At 70.7% G+C, this 22,839-nt stretch carries 13 protein-coding genes; 6 read left to right on the forward strand and 7 right to left on the reverse strand.

Going from position 1 to position 22,839, the window contains the following annotated elements; translation table 11 throughout:
• Window positions 1–238 precede the first annotated feature (238 nt).
• The 3 genes from ACFC09_RS00515 (at window position 239) to ACFC09_RS00525 (ending at window position 9,196) form a co-directional block, all read left to right on the forward strand.
• Window positions 239–1,540: a cytochrome P450 gene (locus tag ACFC09_RS00515; protein WP_376522256.1), complete on the forward strand. Its 1,302-nt coding sequence runs from the start codon at window positions 239–241 to the stop codon at window positions 1,538–1,540.
• Between the two features lie 678 nt (window positions 1,541–2,218).
• Complete coding sequence (locus tag ACFC09_RS00520) at window positions 2,219–4,252, forward strand: SPFH domain-containing protein (RefSeq protein WP_376522259.1); 2,034 nt, start codon at window positions 2,219–2,221, stop codon at window positions 4,250–4,252.
• Window positions 4,253–4,333: 81 nt separating this feature from the next.
• A complete protein-coding gene (locus ACFC09_RS00525; RefSeq protein ID WP_376522262.1) occupies window positions 4,334–9,196 on the forward strand; it encodes a DNA repair ATPase in 4,863 nt (1,620 codons plus the stop codon).
• Window positions 9,197–9,353: 157 nt separating this feature from the next.
• Here the strand turns inward: ACFC09_RS00525 and ACFC09_RS00530 are convergent, their stop codons facing one another.
• Window positions 9,354–10,307 carry a phosphotriesterase gene (locus ACFC09_RS00530; protein ID WP_376522265.1) on the reverse strand — a complete coding sequence of 318 codons (954 nt, stop codon included), beginning with the start codon at window positions 10,305–10,307 and terminating at the stop codon, window positions 9,354–9,356.
• Window positions 10,308–10,483: 176 nt separating this feature from the next.
• Between ACFC09_RS00530 and ACFC09_RS00535 the strand changes: the two genes are divergently transcribed.
• Window positions 10,484–11,311, forward strand: a complete 828-nt coding sequence (locus tag ACFC09_RS00535; RefSeq protein ID WP_376522267.1) for a LysR family transcriptional regulator — start codon at window positions 10,484–10,486, stop codon at window positions 11,309–11,311.
• Between the two features lie 240 nt (window positions 11,312–11,551).
• Here the strand turns inward: ACFC09_RS00535 and ACFC09_RS00540 are convergent, their stop codons facing one another.
• The 3 genes from ACFC09_RS00540 to ACFC09_RS00550 form a co-directional block, all read right to left on the reverse strand.
• Window positions 11,552–12,322, reverse strand: coding sequence for an aminoglycoside phosphotransferase family protein (locus ACFC09_RS00540; RefSeq protein ID WP_376522270.1), 771 nt, complete (start codon window positions 12,320–12,322; stop codon window positions 11,552–11,554).
• Window positions 12,323–12,474: 152 nt separating this feature from the next.
• Window positions 12,475–13,662 (reverse strand): MFS transporter, encoded by a 1,188-nt coding sequence (locus ACFC09_RS00545; protein WP_376522272.1) that lies wholly within the window; start codon window positions 13,660–13,662, stop codon window positions 12,475–12,477.
• Window positions 13,663–13,897: 235 nt separating this feature from the next.
• Window positions 13,898–15,415: an MFS transporter gene (locus tag ACFC09_RS00550; protein ID WP_376522275.1), complete on the reverse strand. Its 1,518-nt coding sequence runs from the start codon at window positions 15,413–15,415 to the stop codon at window positions 13,898–13,900.
• 251 nt (window positions 15,416–15,666) lie between these two features.
• Between ACFC09_RS00550 and ACFC09_RS00555 the strand changes: the two genes are divergently transcribed.
• Window positions 15,667–16,560, forward strand: coding sequence for a LysR substrate-binding domain-containing protein (locus ACFC09_RS00555; RefSeq protein WP_376522277.1), 894 nt, complete (start codon window positions 15,667–15,669; stop codon window positions 16,558–16,560).
• A gap of 88 nt (window positions 16,561–16,648) precedes the next feature.
• Here the strand turns inward: ACFC09_RS00555 and ACFC09_RS00560 are convergent, their stop codons facing one another.
• Window positions 16,649–17,572 carry a LysR family transcriptional regulator gene (locus ACFC09_RS00560; protein WP_376522279.1) on the reverse strand — a complete coding sequence of 308 codons (924 nt, stop codon included), beginning with the start codon at window positions 17,570–17,572 and terminating at the stop codon, window positions 16,649–16,651.
• A gap of 183 nt (window positions 17,573–17,755) precedes the next feature.
• Between ACFC09_RS00560 and ACFC09_RS00565 the strand changes: the two genes are divergently transcribed.
• A complete protein-coding gene (locus ACFC09_RS00565; RefSeq protein ID WP_376522282.1) occupies window positions 17,756–18,508 on the forward strand; it encodes a YoaK family protein in 753 nt (250 codons plus the stop codon).
• Window positions 18,509–18,706: 198 nt separating this feature from the next.
• Here the strand turns inward: ACFC09_RS00565 and ACFC09_RS00570 are convergent, their stop codons facing one another.
• Together ACFC09_RS00570 and ACFC09_RS00575 are read right to left on the reverse strand one after the other, a co-directional pair.
• The gene (locus ACFC09_RS00570) at window positions 18,707–20,608 is read right to left on the reverse strand and encodes an ABC transporter ATP-binding protein (protein ID WP_376522285.1); all 1,902 of its coding nucleotides are present in this window, start codon (window positions 20,606–20,608) and stop codon (window positions 18,707–18,709) included.
• A complete protein-coding gene (locus ACFC09_RS00575) occupies window positions 20,608–22,512 on the reverse strand; it encodes an ABC transporter ATP-binding protein (RefSeq protein ID WP_376522287.1) in 1,905 nt (634 codons plus the stop codon). The genes ACFC09_RS00570 and ACFC09_RS00575 overlap by 1 nt, the downstream gene beginning before the upstream one ends.
• Between the last annotated feature and the right edge of the window lie 327 nt (window positions 22,513–22,839).

A 22,839-nucleotide genomic window follows, 5' to 3' on the forward strand; every position in this document is an offset into this window, starting at 1 on the left:
TGGCATTTGTTGCCGAAGACAGGCGAGAGGAGCGCATCATGATCGCCAAGTTGCTCGGCAAGCTGTCCTTCACCCGCCACTACGGTGCGTACGGGGCCGGATGGGATGCGTACACCGGCGACGAGACAGTCTGACCGCACTGTCGGCGGGTGCCCCCGGGTGCCCGCCGGCTCCCGGACTCGCAGCCGACCACCCGACGACATCGGCCTGGACAGGCACGAGTGTCAGGAACGATCCCATGGGCCGAATGCATGAGCCGCCCCGGTTGCCCGAAGGCAGCTTCGCGGCCTGGAGCCGCGACCGGCTGGCCATGGCGCGCCGTGGCGCCGACGAGTGCGGGGACGTCTGGCAGTTGGAGCCGGGTGTCTACGTGGCCGCTGCGGCCGGGCCGTGCGAGGCGGTTCTGCGCCGCGCGCAGGACTTCCTCCGGGCGTCCTCGCCTCTCTTCCCGCCGTTGAAGCGGCCGGGCGGAGCACCGACGTCCGAGGAGCGTGCGCACGCTCACGCCGCCCGCATGCGTGGACTGCGCCCGCAGGCGGTTGCGGCCCGGATCGGTGAGATCGCGCCCGGGACCGCTCGCTTTGCCGACCAGTGGCCCACGGGCCGGGACGTCGAGATCCTGCCCCCGGTCCGGGACGCCCTGGCAGCGATCGGCGTGCGCTACCTCTTCTCCGAGGACACGCCCACCCTGCTGCCCCTCGCCTCACGACTCTTCCTGGCCCGGGAGGTGCTCGTACGTCCCTCGCGCTGGGTATGGCCGCGCTGGATCCCCACACCGGCACGGCGGTTCCGCACCCGGCAGCAAGTCGCCTTCACCGACGCTCTGCGGCCCATCGTGCGGCGGCGCCGTTCATCGGGCCGGCTCGGTGACGACATGCTGGGACAGATGCTCCAGCCCTCCCCCCACTACGGCCTGCTGCCGGAAGAGGTCGTCCTCGACACCCTCCCCGGCATCACCGTAGCCACCTTCGAGACACCTTCCCGGGCAGCCGGATGGATCCTGCTCCACCTGGCCCGGTACCCCCGGGCAGCGGACCGCGTCGCGGCCGAAGCCGCCTTGCTGCCCGCGGACCCGGCCGCGACGACCAGCGCCCACCTCGACAGCCTGCGATATACCCAGGCACTGGTACGCGAGGTGCTCCGGCTGCACCCCCCGAGCTGGCTGCTGACCCGGCACGCCACGCGACAGACCGAACTCGCCGACTACACCATCGACGCCGGGTCCACGGTTCTCGTCTGCCCCTACACCGCCCACCGCGACGCACGGGAACACTCCGAGCCGGACCGGTTCCAGCCCGAACGCTGGCTCGACGATGCGGGCTCGCCGTCGAGACCCGGGGTCTTCCTCGCCTTCGGTACCGGGCCGCACGGCTGCGAGGGAGCGGCTCTGGCCATGGCGATGCTGACACTCCTGACCGCGCAGACCGCCCGCCGCCACCGCTTGAGCGAGCCGCCCGGACCGGAACCCGGCTACCAGGTCACCACCTTCGGAGGTCTCGCAACCGTCGGCCTGCGCCTGCGCGCCACCTTGCGCGACTGAGGGCGGTCGTAGGCGCGCTCCAGGCCGGGGCCCGCACCGGCTCGGGAGGAACCCTTGACCGGCCTGAGGGAAGGTCCGCCCGACGTCAAGGGATTTCACAGCCGGGCCTCCTGCCGCGCCCCGCTCCGGTACCCGCGGCGAGGTGCGGCGACCGGCATTCACCGGCATTCAGGGGACGTCAAGACTGCCGGGCGACGGCAGTGTGTGAGGGGGCATTCCCCGTTCAAGATGGGGGCGGCAGCGACAGGGGAGCCGGGAACCCGGATCGGGGGGCGAGGACATGGGACAGGTCGTCGACGTATCCGTGCGCTTCCCCGCCGTCGCCCTCACCCCGGCCCTCGTGGTGGCTCTCGGTTTCCGGGCGCCGGTTCGGCCGGGCCGGATCGACCCGTGTGGATTCGACGCCGACGCACCACCGCCGCCCCGGTCCCGCGGCGGGATTCCGATCGCCGCCCGGCCGCGACGGTGCGCGTCCCTTCTTGCCGGGCCGTTCCCTCACCGGCTGACCGCGGCCGCCGGCACCCTGTACGACCCCGGCAGTCCCCGCTCCCGCGGTTGAGCCCGGCCGAACGCCCTCGCTGACGCACCGGGGGCCGCACCTCCGCGCGCCTTCCCGTGGCCGAGCGGGCCCCGCCTCCCGCCGAGGCACCGACTTCCCGCAGACTCGAAGGATTTTGCATGAACACCATCGCCGTGGGCATCGGCGTGCTCGTCATCGTCTGCCTGCTCGCCGCACTCGTCGTCTCCCAGCTCTTCCGCAAGGTGGAGCAGGGCAAGGCCCTGATCGTCTCCAAGCTGCGGAAGGTCGACGTGACCTTCACCGGGCAGGTCGTACTGCCGGTGCTGCACAAGGCCGAGGTGATGGACATCTCGGTGAAGACGATCGAGATCACCCGGGCCGGCAAAGAAGGGCTGATCTGCCGGGACAACATCCGGGCGGACATCCGCATCTCGTTCTTCGTGAAGGTCAACAAGTCCGTCGGGGACGTCATCAAGGTCGCCCAGGCGGTCGGTACGGCGCGGGCCAGCGACCAGAGGACGTTGCAGGAACTGTTCCACGCGAAGTTCTCCGAGGCGCTGAAGACCGTCGGCAAGCAGATGGACTTCACCGACCTGTACACCAAGCGGGAGGAACTCCGCTACAACATCATCGAGTTGATCGGTGTCGACCTCAACGGCTACCACCTGGAGGACGCGGCGATCGACTACCTGGAGCAGACGCCGATCACCCAACTGGACCCGGCCAACGTCCTCGACGCCCAGGGCATCCGCAAGATCACCGAGCTGACGGCCGTGGAGCACGTGCGCACCAACGAGGCCCAGCGCAGCGAGGAGAAGGAGATCACCCGGCAGAACGTCGACGCCCGCGAGGCCATTCTGGAGCTGGAGCGACGGCAGGCGGACGCCGAGATCAAGCAGCGCCGGGAGATCGAGACCGTGCGCGCCCGCGAGGAGGCGGAGACCGCGCGGGTGGTGGAGGAGGAGCGGCTGCGGTCGCAGGGGGCCTTCCTGCGCACCGAGGAACAGCTCGGCGTCCAGCGGGAGAACCAGGCCCGCGAGGTCGCCGTCGCCGCGAAGAACCGTGAGCGGGTCATCGCCGTGGAGAACGAACGCATCGAGAAGGACCGCGTGCTGGAGGCCATCGCCCGGGAGCGGGAGACGCAGTTGACGAGGATCGCCGCCGACAAGGAGGTCGAGGCGGAGAAGCGGGAGATCGCCGAGGTCATCCGCGAGCGCGTCGCCGTGGACCGCACGGTCGCCGAACAGGAGGAGGCGATCAAGAAGCTGCGGGCCGTGGAGCAGGCGGAACGCGACCGCCAGGCCGTCGTCATCACCGCCGAGGCCGAGGCGCAGGAGAAGTTCGTCAAGGACATCAAGGCCGCCGAGGCCGCCGAGCAGGCCGCCGTGCACCGCGCCGCCGAGGAACTCACCCTGGCCGAGGCGCGGTTGAAGTCGGCCGACCTCGACGCCCAGGCCAAGCTGCGCCTGGCGGAAGGCGTCCGGGCCGAGGCCGCGGCGGAGGGCCTGGCCGCCGTCCAGGTCCGGGACAAGGAGGCCGAGGTCGTCGAGAAGGCAGGCCGTGCGGAGGCCGAGGCGGCCGTGGCGCGGCTGCGGGCCGAGGCGGAGGGCGCTCGGGCGAAGGCGCTCGCCGAGGCCGAGGGCATCGGGGAGAAGCTGAAGGCGGAGGCGGCCGGCCTGACCGAGAAGGCGGCGGCGATGGCCGCGCTCGACGAGGCGTCCCGCGGTCACGAGGAGTACCGGCTGCGGTTGCAGGCGGAGAAGGACATCCGGCTGGCCGGACTCGACGTGCACAAGCAGGTCGCCGAGGCCCAGGCCACCGTCCTCGCCACCGGCCTGGAGAACGCCGACATCAACATCGTCGGCGGCGAGTCGGTCTTCTTCGACCGCCTGGTCTCCGCCATCTCGCTCGGCAGGAGCGTGGACGGGTTCGTGCAGCACTCCGAGACGGCACAGGCCCTCGCCCGGCCCTGGCTGGACGGCTCGTCGAGCTTCACCGACGACCTCGGCCGCGTCCTCGGCTCAATCTCCACGGCGGACGTGCAGAACCTGACCGTGTCCGCGCTGCTGACGAAGCTGATGAAGAACGGCGGAGCGAACGCGGGGCACGTCCAGCAGCTCCTGGACAAGGCCGGTGAGCTGGGCCTCGCCGACACCTCCCTCGCCGCCCTCAACGGCAGCGCCGAGGGCTGACCGACCCGTGGTCCGGAGCTGCCGCACGGGGGGACGGCAGCTCCGGGCCACATCTCTCCTCCGACTTCCTGAGAGGGCTCCATGACCACCGGCCTGGACACCGGCACGTACGAGGTGCTGCGCGACCGCCTCACCGCGCAGGCCGCCGAACTCGCCCGCCGCACCGAGGCGCTCGACGCCCGCAGGATCGAGGAGTTCGGCACCACACGACTGGAACTCGCCGGCACCGGGCGGCTGCGCACGGAACACACGTGTGTGCCCCGGGACATCGTCCCGATCGGCGACGTCCTGTTCTTCGGCCACAACGTCTTCCTCGGCCCGCAGCCCGGGAGGACCGTCGGCGACGTCTTCACGCTGCACGACCGCGACCTGAACCGGCTCCCGGACGACGCCGTGCCCGGCCTGCTGGACGACCCGGCCTTCCGCCGCGAGTTCGCGGCCCTGTACCGCTACTACCGCCAGGCCCACCTCCGCCGGCTCCGCCGGGTCGACGGCAGACTGCTGGCCGTCTTCCAGACCGGGGAAAAGGCCGGGGACATCCGCGTCCTGCGCTGGGCGGTGAGCGACGACGGCCAGGTGTCCTTCCTGGACGCGCGCGGCGACCGCGACCACGTCTTCCCGCCCTCCCACGACTTCGACTGGACGCGTACGACCCGCGAGGACCACGTCCCCGGCCGCCATCCGCACGTCTCCATCGGGGGCGAGGTGTTCGTGGACACCATCGGCGGCACCCTCACCGTCAAGGTCGAGAACGACACCGGGACCGGTGCGGGCGTCTATGCCGAGCCGGTCGCCGAGCCGCTCCAGTCCCTCGCCGACGCGGACATCGCGTACGCGCGCGTGGGTGCCCTGATCCTGTTGCGGATCCGCCCCTACAACGAGGACACCGACCGCTACCTGGTGTTCCACACGCTCACCAGGTCGGTGGTCCGGCTGGACGGCATCGGCCAGGCGTGCCGAAGGCTGCCCGAGGACCAGGGCATCGTGTTCCCGGGCGGCTACTGCCTGGCCACGGGCTCGTACCGGACGTTCGACGGCGTCGACACCGACGGTCTGGAGTTCGAGCGTCTGGTCCGCTCGCCCAATGGCGAGGACGTGCTGATCGCCTTCCACGCACGCGGGGAGGGACGCGGCCTGCTGCTGCCCTACAACGTGATCCGCAAGGAGGTCGCCACCCCGCTGTCCTGCCGCGGCTGGGCCCTGTTCGACGACGGCGCCCTCCTCGTGCTGCGTGCCGACGGCGACGAGCCGCAGCGCGTGCACCCCGTCCAGCGGTGGAACTCCCCGTACGTCTCCGACACCCACGCCGCCGCCCAGCCGGCCGGTTCCGGCCCGCTGGCCCGCGTCGGCAACGCCGACCTCGTGCGCGGCATCTCCGACTGCCTGTCCCTCGCCCGCACCGTCACCGGGACGACACCGACGAGCGAGGTGTACGAGGCGCTCGCCGCGGCCTGTGTCCGCATCGCCGACTCCCACCACTGGCTGGCCGAGCCCGAACTCGGCGATCTGCGCGAGCCGCTCACGCAGCTGCGGAGCACCGCCGAACAGGTCCTGGCCGAGTTCGAGACCGTCCAGGCCCTCACCCGCCGGGCCGCCGAGGCGCTCGACGAGGGCGCGGCGCGGATGGCCGCCGTCGTACGGCGGCTGCGCGGTGAGGTCCCGCGAAGCGCCGCCGCCTGGGTGGCCGGCCTGACCGAACTCCGCCGCGCCCAGGGCCATCTGCTCACCCTGAAGGACATGCGGTACGTCGATACCGGCCGCATCGACGAACTCGCGGCCGGGGCCGCGGCCGACCTGGCCTCCTTCGGGCGGCGGGCCGTCACCCAGCTGGCCCGCGAGGACGCCTTCGCCGGACACCGGGCCGACATCGAGCACCTCGTCGCCGACGCCGAGGCGATCACCACGGTGGCCGAGGCGGCGCCCCTGACCGTCCGCCTCGACGAACTCGCCGACGGACTGCGCACGGTGACCGAGACCGTCGCCGGCCTCGACATCGGCGACGCCACCGTCCGCACGGCCGTACTGGAGCGGATCGCCGGGGTCCTGGGCGACGTCAACCGTGCCCGCGCCACGCTCGACGGCCGCCGCCGCGCACTCCTCGATGGTGAAGGACGGGCCGAGTTCGCCGCCGAGTTCGCCCTGCTGGGCCAGTCGGTCACCGGAGCTCTCGCGGCCGCCGACAGCCCCGAGGCGTGCGACGAGCAGCTCGCCCGGACGCTGGTGCAGTTGGAGAACCTGGAGTCCCGGTTCGCGGAGTTCGACGACTTCCTCGGCGCGCTCGCCGACCAGCGGGACGAGGTCCACGAGGCGTTCTCCGCACGCAAGCAGACCCTCGCCGACGCCCGCGCCCGCCGCGCCGAACGCCTCGCCGACTCGGCGGCCCGGATCCTGCGGACCGTCACCCGCCGCGCCGCGGGCCTCGCCGACGCGGACGCCGTCGCCACCTACTTCGCCTCCGACCCGATACCCGCCAAGGTCCGCCGCCTGGCCGGTGAACTGCGCGAACTCGGCGACCAGGGCAAGGCGGAGGAGTTGGACGGCCGTCTGAAGTCGGCCCGCCAGGACGCCCTCAGGGCTCTGCGTGACCGTGCCGAGCTGTACACCGACGACGGCCGCACCCTCCGCCTCGGCACCCACCGTTTCGCCGTCAACACCCAGCCCCTCGACCTCACCCTCGTCCCGCACGGCGACGGCCTCGCCTTCGCCCTCACCGGCACCGACTACCGCTCACCGGTGACGGACCCCGACTTCGCGGCGACCCGCTCGTACGGGGACCGGCCCCTGCCGTCGGAGTCGCCGGAGGTCTACCGCGCGGAGTACCTCGCCGCCCGGCTCCTGGCGGAACACGGCCCGGCAGCCCTCGCGGACGCCGATCTGGCCGCTCTCGTGCGGCAGGCGGCGGAGGCCGCCTACGACGAGGGGTACGAACGCGGTGTCCACGACCACGACGCGGTCCTGGTCCTCACCGTCCTCCTGCGTCTGCACGAGGACGCGGGCCCCCTGCGCCACGAACCCGCGGCCCGCGCCGCGGCCCAGCTGTTCTGGGCGCACGACACCACGGCCGGCGAACGCGAGGTCTGGGCGCGGCGTGCGGTGTCCCTGGCCCGCGCCCGGAACATGTTCGGTCCGGCGCCCGCGATCGCCGACCTGAAGCAGGAACTGGCGGAGGCGATCGGCGCGGAAGACGCCGCCGCGTACCTCTTCGAGGAGCTGACGACCGGCCCCGACGGCTTCGTGATCAGCGGCGGCACCCGCACGTTGCTCGACAAGTTCCGCCGTACGGCGGGCACTTCGGCGTACGACGACGATCTGGCCGCCCTCGGCGACCTGGCCGCGCGGCGCCAGCTCGTCGAGGCGTGGCTCACCTCGTACACCGCCTCGACCGGCACCGACGTCCTGCCCGGCGACCTGGCCGAGGCGGTGGCTGCGGAGCTCTGCCCCGACCTGACCCGGTACGACTCCCACGCGCCGCTGACCGGGACGGTCGAAGGACTGCTGGGCGCCCACCCCCGCATCACCGACCGCGCGCTGTCCCTCCGCGTCGACGAGTTCCTCGCCCGCACCCACGCGTTCCGCACGCACGACGTCCCCGGACACCGCGCCCACCAGCGCCGCCGCACGGAACTGGCCGCCGCCGAACACACCCGGCTCCGCCTGGACGAGTACCGGCCCCGGACCATGTCCGCCTTCGTCCGCGGCAGGCTCATCGACGAGGTGTACCTCCCCCTGATCGGCGACAGCCTCGCCAAGCAGCTCGGCACCACCGGCGCCTCGAAGCGCACGGACACCGGCGGCCTGCTCCTGCTCGTCTCCCCGCCCGGCTACGGCAAGACGACGCTGATGGAGTACGTCGCCGACCGCCTCGGCCTGCTCCTGGTCAGGGTCGACGGTCCGGCCCTCGGATCCGCGGTCACCTCTCTCGACCCGGCCGAGGCGCCGAACGCCACCGCCCGCCAGGAGGTGGAGAAGATCAACTTCGCGCTGGCGGCGGGCAACAACACCCTGCTGTACCTCGACGACATCCAGCACACCTCGCCCGAGCTGTTGCAGAAGTTCATCCCGCTGTGCGACGCCACCCGGCGCGTCGAAGGTGTCCGGGACGGCCGGCCGCACACCCACGACCTGCGCGGCAAGCGCTTCGCCGTCTGCATGGCGGGCAACCCGTACACCGAGTCCGGCGAGCGCTTCCGGGTCCCCGACATGCTCGCCAACCGCGCCGACGTGTGGAACCTCGGCGACGTCCTGACCGGCAAGGAGGATGTCTTCGCGCTCAGTTTCGTCGAGAACGCGCTCACCGCGAACCCGGTGCTCGCGCCGCTCGCCGGCCGCGACCGCGCCGACCTCGACCTGCTGGTCCGACTCGCCGAAGGCGACCCGACCGGCAGCGCCGACGGGCTGACGCACCCCTACGTCCCCGCCGAGCTGGAGCGGATCCTGGCCGTGCTGCGCCACCTGCTCGCCGCCCGCGAGACGATCCTGGCGGTCAACGCCGCGTACATCGCCTCCGCCGGCCGGTCCGGGACCGCGCGCACCGAACCGCCCTTCCTTCTCCAGGGCTCGTACCGCAACATGAACAAGATCGCCCAGCGCATCCAGCCGGTCATGAACGACGCCGAACTGTCCGCGCTGATCGACGACCACTACGCGGCCGAGGCCCAGACCCTCACCACCGGCGCCGAGGCCAATCTGCTGAAGCTGGCCGAGCTGCGCGGCACGCTCACCCCGGAGCAGGCCGCCCACTGGGGCGACGTCAAGAACGCCCACGTCCGCGCCCAGGCACTCGGCGGCCCGGAGGACGACCAGCTCACCCGTGCGATCGCGGCCCTGGGCCTGCTGGCGGACCGGATCGCCGCCGTCGAATCCGCCATCACCCGTGCCGCCGGCCCGAGCCGCCTCACCGCCGACGCGACGGCCCACCCCGCGACCCGGCCGCACGCGGGGTAGCCCTCGTGTCTTCCACGTCATGGCCTGATCCGCGGAAACTGGGGGGCGACTGCTCCCAGTGGGCTGCGCCGTGGCCGCATTACCTCGATGTCACCGATCCGGGCGACCGCGTGGGCCGCAGGGACTCGGTGACGGCCGGTCGCTCGCCGCACGGCGGCTATTTCTCGAAATAGCGCTTCGGGTTCTTGACGAGGATCGTTTCTATGTCGTCCTCGGAAACACCGGCCGCGCGCAGGGCAGGCAGAACATCCTCACTGATGTGCCGGTAGTTCCACTTTTCCCCGAATTCACCGGCCTCGAAGAAGTCGATATAGCAGGAGGCGTCGTGCGAGACGACGACGCTCTCGGCGTAGCCCCGGCGGACAAGTTCCACGACGGTCGCTACGCGCTGCTCGAACGGCAGGAACGCATCGACGCCAAATCGGTCCATACCCAGCAGTGAGCCGTTGTCGGCCAACTCGGTGAGATAGTCGATATCGGTCGAGTCTCCGGAGTGCCCGATCACCACCTTGGCGGGACTCACGCCTTCCTCGATGAAGAGGCGCTGCGCCGCCAGCCCCGACCGGGACGCCGCGTGCGTATGGACGGTGATCGGCGCGCCTGTTTCGACACTGGCCTGCGCCACCGCGCGCATGGTCCGCTCGACCCCATGAGTCATCCCAGGGGTGTCAATAGCGCATTTGAGGAAGGCAGCGCGCACTCCGGTTCCGCCGATACCCTGCGTGATGTCTTTGATGAACAATTCGGTCAGCGGTTCGGCCATGTCCACGAACTCCCCCGGACCGCGGTAGCTGAACTGCGGGGGAAGATCGTTGAAGGTGTACAGGCCGGTGGCGACGATGATGTTGAGATCCGTCTGCTCCGCAACCCGCTGAATACGCGGAATGTAACGGCCGAGGCCGAGAACGGTGGGATCCATGATCGTGTCGATGCCCAGAGCTTTCAGCCCGTTGAGATCGGACACCGCCTGGGCGACCTTTTCTTCCTCGTCCCACGTCGTGTCGTAGTTGAGGCGGTATTCCTCGCCGATGGCAAAAACGTGCTCATGAACAAGAGTATTACCGAGCTGAGAGGAGTCGATACCGCCAGCCGCCGTAGGAACCTCAGTCATGCCCTCTCCATATACGGAAGTGCGTCTTATGAATGCTCGATCCGGGAAGCGTCCCGGCACCGCCGTCCACCGACAATGCCTGAAATGCCTGACCGCGCTGATCGGCGAGTTCCAGTTGAGCACTCAAGGCACCGGGGAGCCATGACTGTTTCGAACAGGCTCGTTACCCTGAAGGTATGGATCGGTTGGAAACCCGCGAGCTGCACTACTTCGTCACGGTCGCGCAGGAACTGCACTTCGCGAAGGCGGCCGAGCGGTTGGGCATCAGCCAGCCGCCCCTCTCCCGGGCGATCGCCCGCCTCGAACGCCGCGTCGGGACAGCGCTGCTCCACCGGACCAGCAGGCGGGTGGAGCTGACGCCGGCCGGCGAGTCCTTCCTCGCGGACGCGCAGACCATTTTGGAGGCGATAGCGGCAGCCCCGCGCCGCGCCCGCCAGGCGGCCCGCGGAGACCGTCTCATTGTGGCCGCCCGGCCGGGAACGTCCGCCGGGCTGCTCGCCGACGTCCTACAGGTCTACGAACGGCAGGACGACGCCCTGCCCGTCCACATCGTCTTCACCGACAACCAGGCGGGTGCCCTGCGTGACGGGACGGCGGACGTCGGGCTGCTGTGCGGCACCGACGACCTCAGCGAGGTGCGCACCGAGGAGCTGATTCCGGAGCGTTCGGTCGCGTTGGTCCCCGCCGGGCACCGCTATGCCGCATACCCCGAGGTGAGTGCCGGTGAGCTACGACAGGACCCCGCCTACCAGCCGAGCCCACCGTCCACCGCCCTCCACGAGATCGTCGACCTCGTGGCGCTCGGCAAGCTCGTCGTGGTGGTCGGCGAGAGCATCAGGCACAGGCTCGGCCCCGATGTCGTCGCCGTCCCCATGGCCGACGATCCCGGCACCATGCTGGTCCTCGCCTGGCACCCGCGCAGCCTCGCAGCCCTCCGGGACGGTTTCATGCGCGCCGCCCGCACGGTCGCCGAAGAACGCTTCACCGCCAACCCGACCGGATGACCTGCGCGCCCCATGGACAACGGCGTCAAGTCGGCCACCCGCCCCGCGACTTGCCTCCCATCCACGGGTACACCCGTTCGCCCGCCGCCGGATGCGCCGGACCTGCCGGCCGAGTTCCACGGTGACCGTCCTCGTCCTGGCCACGCCGAAGGGGGAGCAGTGGAAATCCCTGTTGTGCGTGTGGGTGTGGCTCGTCGGACGCGGTCACGGGCCGGAAGCGCGGTTCGTGCGGGTGAGCCACTACTCGAACAGGTTCCGATGGGTCAGGCTCCACGTGATGCGGTTGCCGAGTCGGGTCAGCAGTCCGTCGGATGCCCAGGTGGCTTGCGGCTCGTGCCCTTGCTCGGCAAGGCGGCGCACGAGGTCGGCGGTGTCGCGCTGTCCGGCGATGACGGCGTCGACGATCCCCTCGGTCGAGTCGATCCCGTAGGCGGTGCAGAAGACTTCCAACCGTCGGCGCCGGTCCGGCGGCACGGGGTGGCGCAGCCATCGCAGGCACTCGTCGTCGTCGCGGAACGGGGCGACGTATTCCAGCGCGTAGGCCACGTCGTGCAATCGCGGCGCAGGGCGAGCGAAGTCCCAGTCGATGATTCCCACCGGCCGGTCGCCCTGCCAAACGACATTCCAAGGGCCGAAGTCTCCATGGCAGACGACGTCCGCGTCGCCGAGGCCGGTACCGCCCCCGGACCACGTCGCCCCGGACGGGGGCGAGAAGTCCGCGCACGCGTCGTGGTAGTCGCGCAACAGCCGGGCGAAGGTCCGCAGTCCGTCGTCGGACACCACTTTCTCCCAGGCCAGGGGCCCGGCCTGGCCGTCGATGTAGGTGAGGACCTCGCGGCCCTCGTCGTCGAGTCCCAGCGGCCGGGGCGCGTAGCGGAAGCCGACCTCCTCCAGGTGCCGCAGCAGCGCGTGAATGGTGGGCGTCCACGGTTGGGCGGGCCTGCGGACGGTGTCACCGATCCGTACGACCAGCCGATGAGCCCCGTCCTGCAACACTTCCTCGTGCGCCATCCCAGTGAAGTTACCGGTCCCTCCGAGCACCGGCATCTCGATATCGCGGGTGGGGCCGCCGTGGGCGGCTCGACCCCGGCGTCGACTGATCTCGCATCTGCGGGTGATCAACGGTGAGTTGACGGGCGTCGGCGCCGACACCAGCGGTCGCATCACCTACGGCACCCGCGGCGCGGTGTGCAGAGCCGGACCAGGAGGGTCGCGACGCCGAGGACGGCCCCGAGTACGGAGACGCCCGTCCAGCCGGCCCGCGTGTAGACGATGCTGGACATGCCTGAACCAGCGACGCCACCGATGAAATAGCAGGTCATGTAGGCGGAGGTGAGACGGGAGCGCGCCTCGGGGCGAAGGGTGTAGATCTGGCTCTGGTTGGTGATGTGCAGGGCTTGGGCGGCGAGGTCGAAGACCACGATGCCCACGATGAGCAGCGCCAGGGAGTGCTGTCCCAGGCTCATCGGCAGCCATGCGGCGGTCATCAGCAGGCCGCATACGCCGGTGGTGAGGCCCGCGCCGCCGCGGTCGGCCACGCGTCCCGCGAGCGAGGCCGCGACCGCGCCCGCGGCACCGGCGAGGCCGAACAGGCCGATCAGCGCCGGTGAGTAGCGGTACGGCGGCTCGGCGAGCATCAGGCCGAGGGATGTCCACAGCACACTGAAGTCGGCCATGCCGAGCACGCCGTACAGCGACCGCAGGCGCAGCAGCGGCTCCTCGCGCAGCAGGGCGAACACCGAGCGCAGCAGCGCCGCGTAGCGGAGGTCGGCGGTGGGCGGGGACTTCGGCAGCCGGATGAGCAGGGTGAAGGCGAGCAGCAGCATGAGTGCGGCGGCGACCCAGTAGACCATGCGCCAGCCGCCGTACACGGCGAGGTAGCCGGAGACGGTACGGGCGAGCAGAACGCCGATCAGCAACCCGCTCATGATCGTGCCGACGACGCGGCCGCGTTCTCCTTCCGCCGTCGACGTGGCGGCGTACGCGGCCAGCAGTTGGGCAGCCGTGGAGAACGTGCCCACCACGAGTGACGCGGTGAACAGCAGCGTCGGGCCGGTCGCCAGGCCGGTCATGACGAGCCCGGCCGCGCTCAGCACGCACATGACGGTGATCAGCCGCCGCCGTTCGACCAGGTCGCCGAGGGGTACGAGGAGCAGCAGGCCGGCGGCGAAGCCGAGCTGTGTGACCGTCACGATCAGCCCCGCCGTGCCGGGCGGGAGGTGCAGGTCGATACGGATCTCGTCGAGCAGTGGCTGGGCGTAGTACACGCCGGCCACGGACAGGCCGGTCGCGACGGCCAGCAGGATGACCGTCGCTCTGCCGAGTCCCGTGCCCTGTCGGGTGAGGTTCACGTCCGTCGGTGTCACTGTCGCTGTGCGGGGTTGCCTGCTGTTCATCGATCTTTCCGTCGTCGACCGTTCAGCGGTGGCGCTCGTCCTGGTGGGGCTGTTGCCGTCTCTGGTCAGTACGGCAGGGCGGTGAGACGCGGCGCGGGTACGTGCGGTTCGTCGTTGCCGAGGCACTGGGGGCGGTCACTCCTCATCTCTGCCGCTCGTCATCTCCGCCGCCCGTCATCTCCGCCGCCCGTCATCTCCGCCGCTCGTCGGAGGGCACGCGTCGGATCCCTACCGGCGCTGTGGCCGCGCCGTCCGCGGTACGGCCCTCGCACCGGTTCCGGCTGACGGACCGGGTGTCGTGTGCGGGGTGCGGAGTGCGGCGGGTGTTGGTGAGTTGTCCGACGAGGAGAATGGTCAGGCCGCAGCCGGTGATGATCCACAGGGCGGGGTGTGCGGCGTCGGGGTAGGAACCGGGGTAGTCGTCGGGTCGGATCCCGGAGGCGAGGACGGCGCCGATGACGGCGACACCGAGAGCGGTGCCGGTCTGCCGGAAGGTGGAGGCCAGCGACGAGGCCACCCCGGCTTGGGACACGGGCAGGCCGGCGACGGCCGTGTTGGTGGTGGGGGCGTTGACGAAGCCGAAGCCGAGGCCGAACAGGGCGCAGCCCAGGATCATGGACCAGGTCTGCGCCTGTCCGTCGAAAGCGGCGAAGACGATGCCGCTGCCGGTGATGCCGGAGCCTGCCACGAGCAGCGGAGGACGGGCTCCGTACCGGGCGACGAAGCGGCCGGACACGGGGGCGCAGAGGAATGTCATGAGGGCCATCGGCAGGAGCCACGATCCGGCGTGCAGGGCGCTGAGGTGGCGGACGTTCTGCAGGTAGAGAGTGGTGAGGAACAGGAAGCCGCCCAGCGTGCCGAAGCCGATCAGGAGGTTGATCGCGGCGCCGGTGAAGGGGACTGACTTGAACAGCCGCAGTTCGATCAGCGGTTCGTCACGGCGCAACTCGTAGCCGGCCAGGGCGGCGCAGAGCGCCAGGGTGAGACCGGCCAGGGTCAAGGTCGTGGCGGAGGCCCAGCCGTGGTCGGGGGCCTGGATGATCGTGTAGGTGAGGGTGCCGAGCAGGGCGATGACCAGGATCTGGCCCACGGGGTCGGGGCGGCGGGCGACGGAGGCGCGCGATTCCGGCACGAACACGCGGGTCAGGACGAGAGCCGCCAGGCCGACGGGCAGGTTCAGCCAGAAGATCGAGTGCCAGCCCGCGCTGTCCACGAGGAAGCCGCCGATCAGTGGTCCGACCGCCATGGACAGCCCGACGACCGCTCCCCACACCCCGATCGCGTGGGCGCGTTCATGTCGGTCGGGGAAGACGTGGGTGACGAGCGACATGCCGACCGGGGTGAGCATGGAGCCGCCGACCGCCTGCAACATGCGGAAGGCGACGAGCGTGTGCAGGGTCGGGGCGAGGGAGCAGAGTGCGGAACCGGCGGTGAAGACGACCAGACCGGTCATGAACACACGGCGCCGCCCGATCCGGTCGGCCAGGGAGCCGGCGAGGATGTACAGCGAGGCCAGCACCAGGGTGTAGGCGTCGATCGTCCATTGCAGCCCCGACAGCGGCGCTCGAAGGTCCCTCTGCAGGGTCGGCAGGGCGATCTGTAGGACGGTGTTGTCGAGACTGACGATGAACAGGCTCAGGCAGCAGATCGCCAGGACCAGTTGGCGACGTCTACGGGAGAGACCAGGGGAGGCCGGAGGAGAACTCACGACGTCCATGGTCGAAGCCGCGGCCTGCTTTGTCGAAGATCGAAAAGGTCTGTCGACATACCGTCCAGGTATGTGGGTGAGGAGTTCTTGCTCCGGCCGCGACCTGGACTACGCGCCAACGGCTGCGAGGTACGGAGGTACCTGCGGTCGATGACGCCCGCCGGGGGATGAACCCGGTCATGAGTGGAGTGTCCGCGTCCCCGCATATCGCGTCCCATACCGGCCGTGTGCTGCCGTGATACCTTCAAGGTATGCAGCTGGACCTGCGACTGATGCGCTATGTCGTCGCCGTCGCCGACGAAGGCGGTTTCCAGCGGGCGGCGCTGCGCCTGCACATGGCACAGCCACCATTGAGCCGCCAGATCGCCGAGCTGGAGCAGAGCATGGGCGTCACGTTCTTCGAGCGTCGGCCCACCCGCCCGACCGAAGCGGGGCGCGTCTTCATCGAGGGTGCCCGCGCCATCCTCGAAGACACCGACGCCCTGATCGCCCGCACCATCCGGGCCCAGCACGGTGAGCTGGGCACCGTACGCGTCGGGTACGTCCTCTCGGCGGCCTACGACACCATGCCACGCCTCATCCAGGCGGTCTCCGAAACCCACCCGGACCTGGAAGTCATCGCCCGTGAGGGGTGGGGGTCGGCGCTCGACGACGCCCTGCGGAACGGCGAACTGGATGTGGTGGTCTCCCACACCTTGTCCGGCGGACCGGAGTACCGGCGTCAGCGCCTGCGTCGGGAGAGCTTCGTCGCCGTCGTCGACGTGGCACACCCGTTCGCCCGGCGGGGCTCCGTCGCCCTCGCCGAATTCGCCGGCCAGACGTTCTCCTTCTACTCGCGGGACCTGGCACCCGTCCACTACGACAAACTCATGGCGACCCTCGCCGAGACGGGCAGGACATTCGGTTTCCGGGAGGATCCCGTTCCCGGGCTGCGGCGCATCGTCCTCGGCGACGAGAGGAGTTTCACGCTCGTGCCCGCTTCGATGGCGGACAGCCTCGGCCCCACGACGGCGGCGCTCGAACTCACCGACGTCACCGCTGCCTTGGATCTCGACCTGGTGTGGCGGGACAGCCGGACGAAACCCGCCGTACGCGCCTTTCTCACCGCGGCTGACAGACTCAGCCGGAGCGCGGATTGGACCTGAGCCGGAACGCGGTACGAACCGGCGGCGGTCAGGACGTCCCCCGCGTCGCCGACGCCATGGGTCGGTCCGTGCGGCGATCAGCGCGCGGTCAGTCGCGAGACGGGGACTGCGCCGTCGTCCGGGTGTCGCACGAACCGTAGGCGTCGTCCGCCGCGGCGGTGAGCGCTTCGAGGAGGGCTTCTGTGGCCGCGGTGGGACGGCGGCGGGCACTGAGGGCTGCGGACAAATGCCACGTCAGCTCCGGCGCGTCGACTGGGATCACGCACACGCCATCGCCGGCCACCGCCGAAGCGGGCATCAGGGTCGCGCCGAATCCGGTGCGAACGAGTCTGACCATGAGCGAGTAGTCGGCGATCTCGGTCGCGGAGTCCGCCGGGCCGAGCACCCGGTCCACGGTGTCCCGCATTCCCCAGCCCGGCGGGAAGCGCAGGATCGGCACGGCCGACAGGTCCAGCGGCGTGATCCGGGCTCGCCCGGCCAGCGGATGGTCCGACGGGCAGACGAACGCGAGCGGCTCGTCGGTCAGGGGCCGCAGCAAGATCCCGTCGGGCGGCCGCTCGCCACTGGCCGTCAGCGCGATGTCCAGCGAACCGTCCAGGACCGCCCGTAGGTTGCCCGCGGATCCCGCCGAGGACTGGCGCAGTTGGACGACGACCTCCGGGTGACGCGACCGCATCGCGGTGAGCACCACCGCGAGGTCGAGCGGGCCGGTGCTGAGCGTGCTGCCGAGCACGACCGTGCCGCGCACCCGGTCGGAGACGGCGTCGACCTCGTCCCGCGCGGACCGTGCGGCGTCCAGCACCCGTTGGGCCGCGGCACGCAGGGCGGCCCCTTGTCCGGTCACGGCGATGGGGGTGACCGAGCGGTCGAACAGCACGGCACCCAGGTCCCGCTCCAGGCGGCCGATCGCGCTGGACATCGCGGACTGCACGATGTGCATCCTGCGGGCCGCGGCGGTGAAACTCCCGGTCTCGCAGCAGGACAGGAAGTACTCCAGGTCACGTATCTCCACAGCAGGAGTATCCATCGCTGAATTCGCTGGGTGCCATCAATTGTGATCGTTGGACACGATGAGGAAGGGTCCGGATGCTCGAAGCAGCGCTCGACGGGCCGGTGGTGGTGCAGGCCGACCTCCGTTCGCACGCCGGTTTCTGGCTGAGCGTTCCTGCTGCCGACCTTCGAAACGAGAGCCGCCATGGCCGTCCCCTCACCCCTCGGCCGCCGCCCGACGGTGGCCGCCCTGCTCGTACTGACCGCGGTGACCGGCCTCATCGACACCTTCAGCTACTTCAGCCTCGGACATGTCTTCGTGGCCTACATGACCGGCAACATCGTCTTCCTCGGCGCCGGCCTGCGGCCGGGCACTGATCCGTCCGTGTCCGTCCCCGCCATCGCCGTCGGCGGGTTCGTCCTCGGATCACTCGCCGGCGGTCGTGTCGCCGCGCGCCTGTCCCGCCGGCCGCGCCGCTGGCTGGTCGTGACCCTCGCCGTGGAGGCAGTGCTGCTCGCCCTTGTCGCGCTGGTCAGCGGCAGCAGTCCGCTGACGCCCGACGGGGCAGGACCGGACCACCAAAGCGCACCCGCCGCCGCTCTCTTCGCCCACGTGTCCATCGCGCTCCTCACTCTGGCCGCCGGTCTCCAGAACAGCACCGTCCGCCACTTCGGCGTACCCGACCTCAACACGTCCGTGCTGACCTTGACCCTCACCGCGCTGACCGCCGACAGCGCCCTCGGCGGAGGGCAAGGGGCGAAGGCCCGCCGCCGGGCCGGCTCCATCGCCGCGATGCTCGGTGGCGCCGTGGTCGCCGCGGCCCTGCTCCGCGTCTCGGCCACGGCCGTCGCCGCGCTCGCCGCGGTCCTGGTCGCCCTGGTCGCCGCGGCAGACCCCGTATCCCCTGGAGGCGATCCGCCGGATCGGCGGGCCGCGGACAGCTTGTTCATCATCTGATGGACCCGGGCGGCCAACAGGCGGGCTGGATGCGGCAGCTGAGGTCCGGGCGTCACGGCGGCTCAACGCCGAGTTCGACGCCGTGTGCGGACAAGGCCGCTTCCACGGCACGGACAGCGCCGTCGCCGATGCCGATCGCTGATCCGGAGCAGATCACCCACCTCGGAATACGCCGACACCGACGGCTCGGCGGCATCCTCAGCGCGTATCACCATCCCATCTGAACCAGGCGGATGAGGTGGCCGCCAGGCACGTGGCCGGGGTGCCGTCCTCGATGACGCGGCCGTCGGCCAGCACCAGTACGCGGTCGGCGACTTGGATCGTCGACAGCCGGTGAGCGATGACGAGCGCCGTCCGCCCCCGGAAGACCGTGCGCATCGCGTCCTGCACCGCGCGCTCGCTCGGAATGTCGATCGCCGCGGTGGCCTCGTCCAGCACGATGACAGAGGGGTTCACCAGGAAGACACGGGCCAAGGCGATCAGCTGCCGCTCGCCCGAGGAGAAGCGGCCACCGCGGTCACCGACCTCGGTTTGATAGCCGTCCCGGAGGGCGGAGATGAACCGATGGGCCCCGGTCGCCTCGGCGGCATGTCGTACCTCGTCCGGCGTCGCGTCGGGACGCGCCAGAGCGATGTTCTCGGCAACGGTGCCGGAAAAGAGGAAGCCTTCCTGGGGGACCATGACCACGCCGTGGCGCAGCTCGGTCGTCGCGAGGGATCGCAGGTCGACCCCGTCCAGAAGGACACGGCCGCCGGTTGGATCGTGGAACCGCGCGAGCAGCTTGGCCAGCGTGGACTTTCCGCCGCCCGAGGGTCCGATCAGCGCGACCGTCTGGCCCGCCGGGATGTCGAGTTCGAGGCTGCGCAGCACCTCATGCCCGCGGTGGTAGGCGAAGGAGACGTCCTCGTAGCGCACTCGGCGTCCGACGGAGTGTCCGCGGAGCGCGGGGAGGGAGACGGGACGGGCAGGTTCGACGACGGTCGGCCGGATGGCCAGCAGCACCGCGATCTTGCCCAGTGATGCCGCCGCTGCCTGGTAGGCATCGAGGACGCCGCCGAGTCTGAGTGGCTTGTCGTACAGGTCCCGCAGGTACAGCACGACGCCGGCGTAGGTGCCCAACTCCAGTGTGCCGGCGGCCACACGATGTCCGCCCCACAGCGCCAGCCCCGCCACAGCGATGTTGGCGACGAGGCGCGAGGCGGTCACGTAACGTGCCATTTCCAGTTCGGCCTGTCGGTTCTCCTTCCGGTGTCGTCGGTTGAGCCGTGCGAACCGGCGGTCGTTGATGTCTTCGCGGCCGAATGCCTGGACGGTGCGGATGCCGGCGAAGGTCTCGCTCATGTCGCCGGCCGCCGCGCCGGCCGCCGTCGAGCGTCGCCGGTACACCTGGAGCGAGCGTCCGCGGAAGGAACGCATGGTCCAGTAGATCGGTGCCATCGCGACCAGCGCAGCGGCGCCGAGCTGCCAGTCGAGCACCAGCAGGACCGAGGAGATGTAGACCAGGGACACCGCTGCGGTGATGATCTGGTCGATCCCGCTGCCGAAGAGCTCGCGGACGGCCTCGACGTCACTTGACGCCCGGGAGGCCAGCGTGCCCGAGGCGTGCTCGTCGTGGAACGCCACGCTCTGCGCCTGTAGGTGGGTGAACACCCGCGTACGGAGTTCGGTGATCACGTGCTGCCCGACTCCGGCGGACAACCGGATGAACGTGTTCTGCAACAGGCCGGCAGCTGTGACACAGCACGCGGCGCCCACGGCGACGGCGACGAGGGGTTTCGCGTCGTCGGCGCGCAGCGCCGGGATCGCCCGGTTGATGGCGATGGCGACGAACACCGGCCCGGCCAGCGCGGTCGCCTGCTGGAGCAGGACGATCACCACGGCCGACCAGAGGCGCCGGACGTCCGATCCCAGTACCGAGCGGAGCAGGCGCCGGGCCGCCCCGCTCGGTGGCGTCGCCTCAAGCAGGTCGTCGGGCTCGCCGCTCGCGGCGGCCGGGTCGGCGGCTGTCGTGGGCCCGTCCGGACTGCCGTCATCAGCGAGGGAGCCGTCGGGCCGTGGCCTCGCCGCCCGGGATGTCGACGTGCGTGCCGACCGGCGCATCAGAGCCCCTCCCCCGGGTCGACCGTCATCCCGATCGGTGTCATCAAGGCCCGATATGCCGAGCTGGTGTGCCGCAGTTCCTCGTGCGTACCCACGGCGACCACCCGGCCGCCGGCCAGCACCGCGACCCGGTCGGCCATCAGCACGGTCGACGGCCGATGGGCGATCACCACCGCCGTCGTCGAGGCCAGCACCGCCCGTAGCGCGTCTTGGACCTGAGCCTCGGTGCGCAGGTCCAAGGCCGACAGCGGATCGTCCAGGACGGCGACCCGAGGACGGCGCACCATGACCCGCGCCAGCGCGATCCGCTGCCGCTGACCGCCGGAGAGCGACATCCCGCCCTCACCGACACGGGTCCGCCGGCCTTCGGCAAGTCGGTCCACGAACTGGTCGGCGCAGGTGGCCCGCAGAGCCCGGTCAAGCTCACCTGGGTCGGCTTCCGCACCCATGAGGACGTTGTCCGAGATGGTGCCGGAAAACAGGACTGGTTCGTCGAAAGCGACGGCCACCATGGACCTCACTTCGGCACGGGAGATGGCCGACATGTCGACGCCATCGAGTGTGATGCGGCCGACGGTGGGGTCGTACAGCCGTACCGCCAGAGAAGCGAGTGTGGTCTTGCCGCTTCCGGTGGCCCCGACCACGGCCAGTGTTTCACCGGGCGCGACACGCAGACTGATGTCGTGCAGTGCCGGCGGATCGTCGGCGGGCGCGTTCGGGTGGCGGAAGCCGACTCCGGTGAACACCAGCTCCGCCGGCCGCTGGGAGCGGAAAGCGTCAGGGCAGGCGAGGGCCGCTCCGCCCGTGTCCCGGTTCGCGCCGCCCGTGCCCCGGTTCGCGCCGGGGCCGTCTTCGCCCACCGCCGTGTCCGGAGTGCCGGGCTCCAGCCGTGGACGGGCACCGCGCGGTTGGTCGAGCACCTCGAAGTACCTGTTCACAGCTGCTGCCCCGTCATGGCATACGGCCAGCAGTCCCCCCGTCTGCTCGATCGCCGGGCGTAGCGCGGCCACCGTTCCCATGAACGCCAGCAGCGTCCCGTTCGACAGATGCCCGTGTGCCGCCTGGACCGTGCCCGTCAGCAGCGCGCCGGCCATGGCGAGTCCCGGCAGTACGGTGATGGGCACCGCGATGCCGCCAAGAAGCCGTGCCTTGTGCAGTTCGGCCTCGCGCGCCCACCTGACCTGGTCACGGAACCGGGCGATCCGGTGGTCGCTCCGACGGAAGCCCTTGATCACGCGGATACCCGTCACAGACTCCAGGACCGCCGTCGTCAGGTCGCCCGACAGATCCCGCGCCCGACGGGTCGCACGCGCGTACCGGGACTCGAACCGATAGGACAGGAGGACGAGCAGGGGAACAGGTGACAGCAGGATGACGGCGAGCAGCCACTGCTGGGAGACCAGGATCACCGCGCCGATGACGAGCGTGGACACGTGCACCGGCAGGAACGTCAGCGGCCCGGCGATGACCATGCGGATGACCTGCGGATCCGATGTCCCCCGCGACAGCAGTTGCCCGCTGGACCAGCCGTCGTGAACAGCGATCGGCAGCCGCTGCACGTGCCGGTGGAAGTCGGCGCGCAGCCCCGCTTCGATGGCGGCGAGAGGCCCGGCCATCGCCCACCGCCGGACACCGAAGATCAACGCCTCGGCGACTCCCAGGAGCAGGAGCGCCAGCCCGCCGAGGACCACCTCGGCGGGCTTCCGCTGCGCCACCGGCCCGTCGACGGTCCACTTCAGTACCTGGGGCATCACCAGCGCCAGGAGTGCGGCCAGCGCGGCCAACGCCGTTGCCGTCCGCAGTCTCCAGCGGTACGGCCGCACGTACGGCCGCAGTCGCCTCAGGGACCGCACGGTTGAAACCTCGGCGGCGGAACGGACTTCCGCCTCTGTCTCCTCAACCATGCGCTTCACCGACCGGGCCGCACGAGTGTGCGGAAGGCGTCGGCTACTGTGCCGCTTTTTCGCCCACCGGAGGGGGCAATCGGGATTTGCTTCGACTTCTTCCCGGCGGTGCCGAAAAGGACGGCGAATTCTTCGTGGCTGGGCACGACGGACTCCTGAGAGAGGTGCCCACCGATGCGCCGATACAGCGTGTCAAGCGGTGAGCAGGGTGCAGAGGACGGCTGGTCGCACGCAGATGTGCGTGCTGGGCATGAGGACCGCAGCCATCGACAACACCCCCTTCACTCCGCCAAGTCAGATCTTCCCGTGGCGGCGGTCACCATACAC

Origin of the sequence: Streptomyces sp. NPDC056161, assembly GCF_042268025.1 — a bacterium.
In the GTDB taxonomy this organism is placed as follows: Bacteria; Actinomycetota; Actinomycetes; order Streptomycetales; family Streptomycetaceae; genus Streptomyces.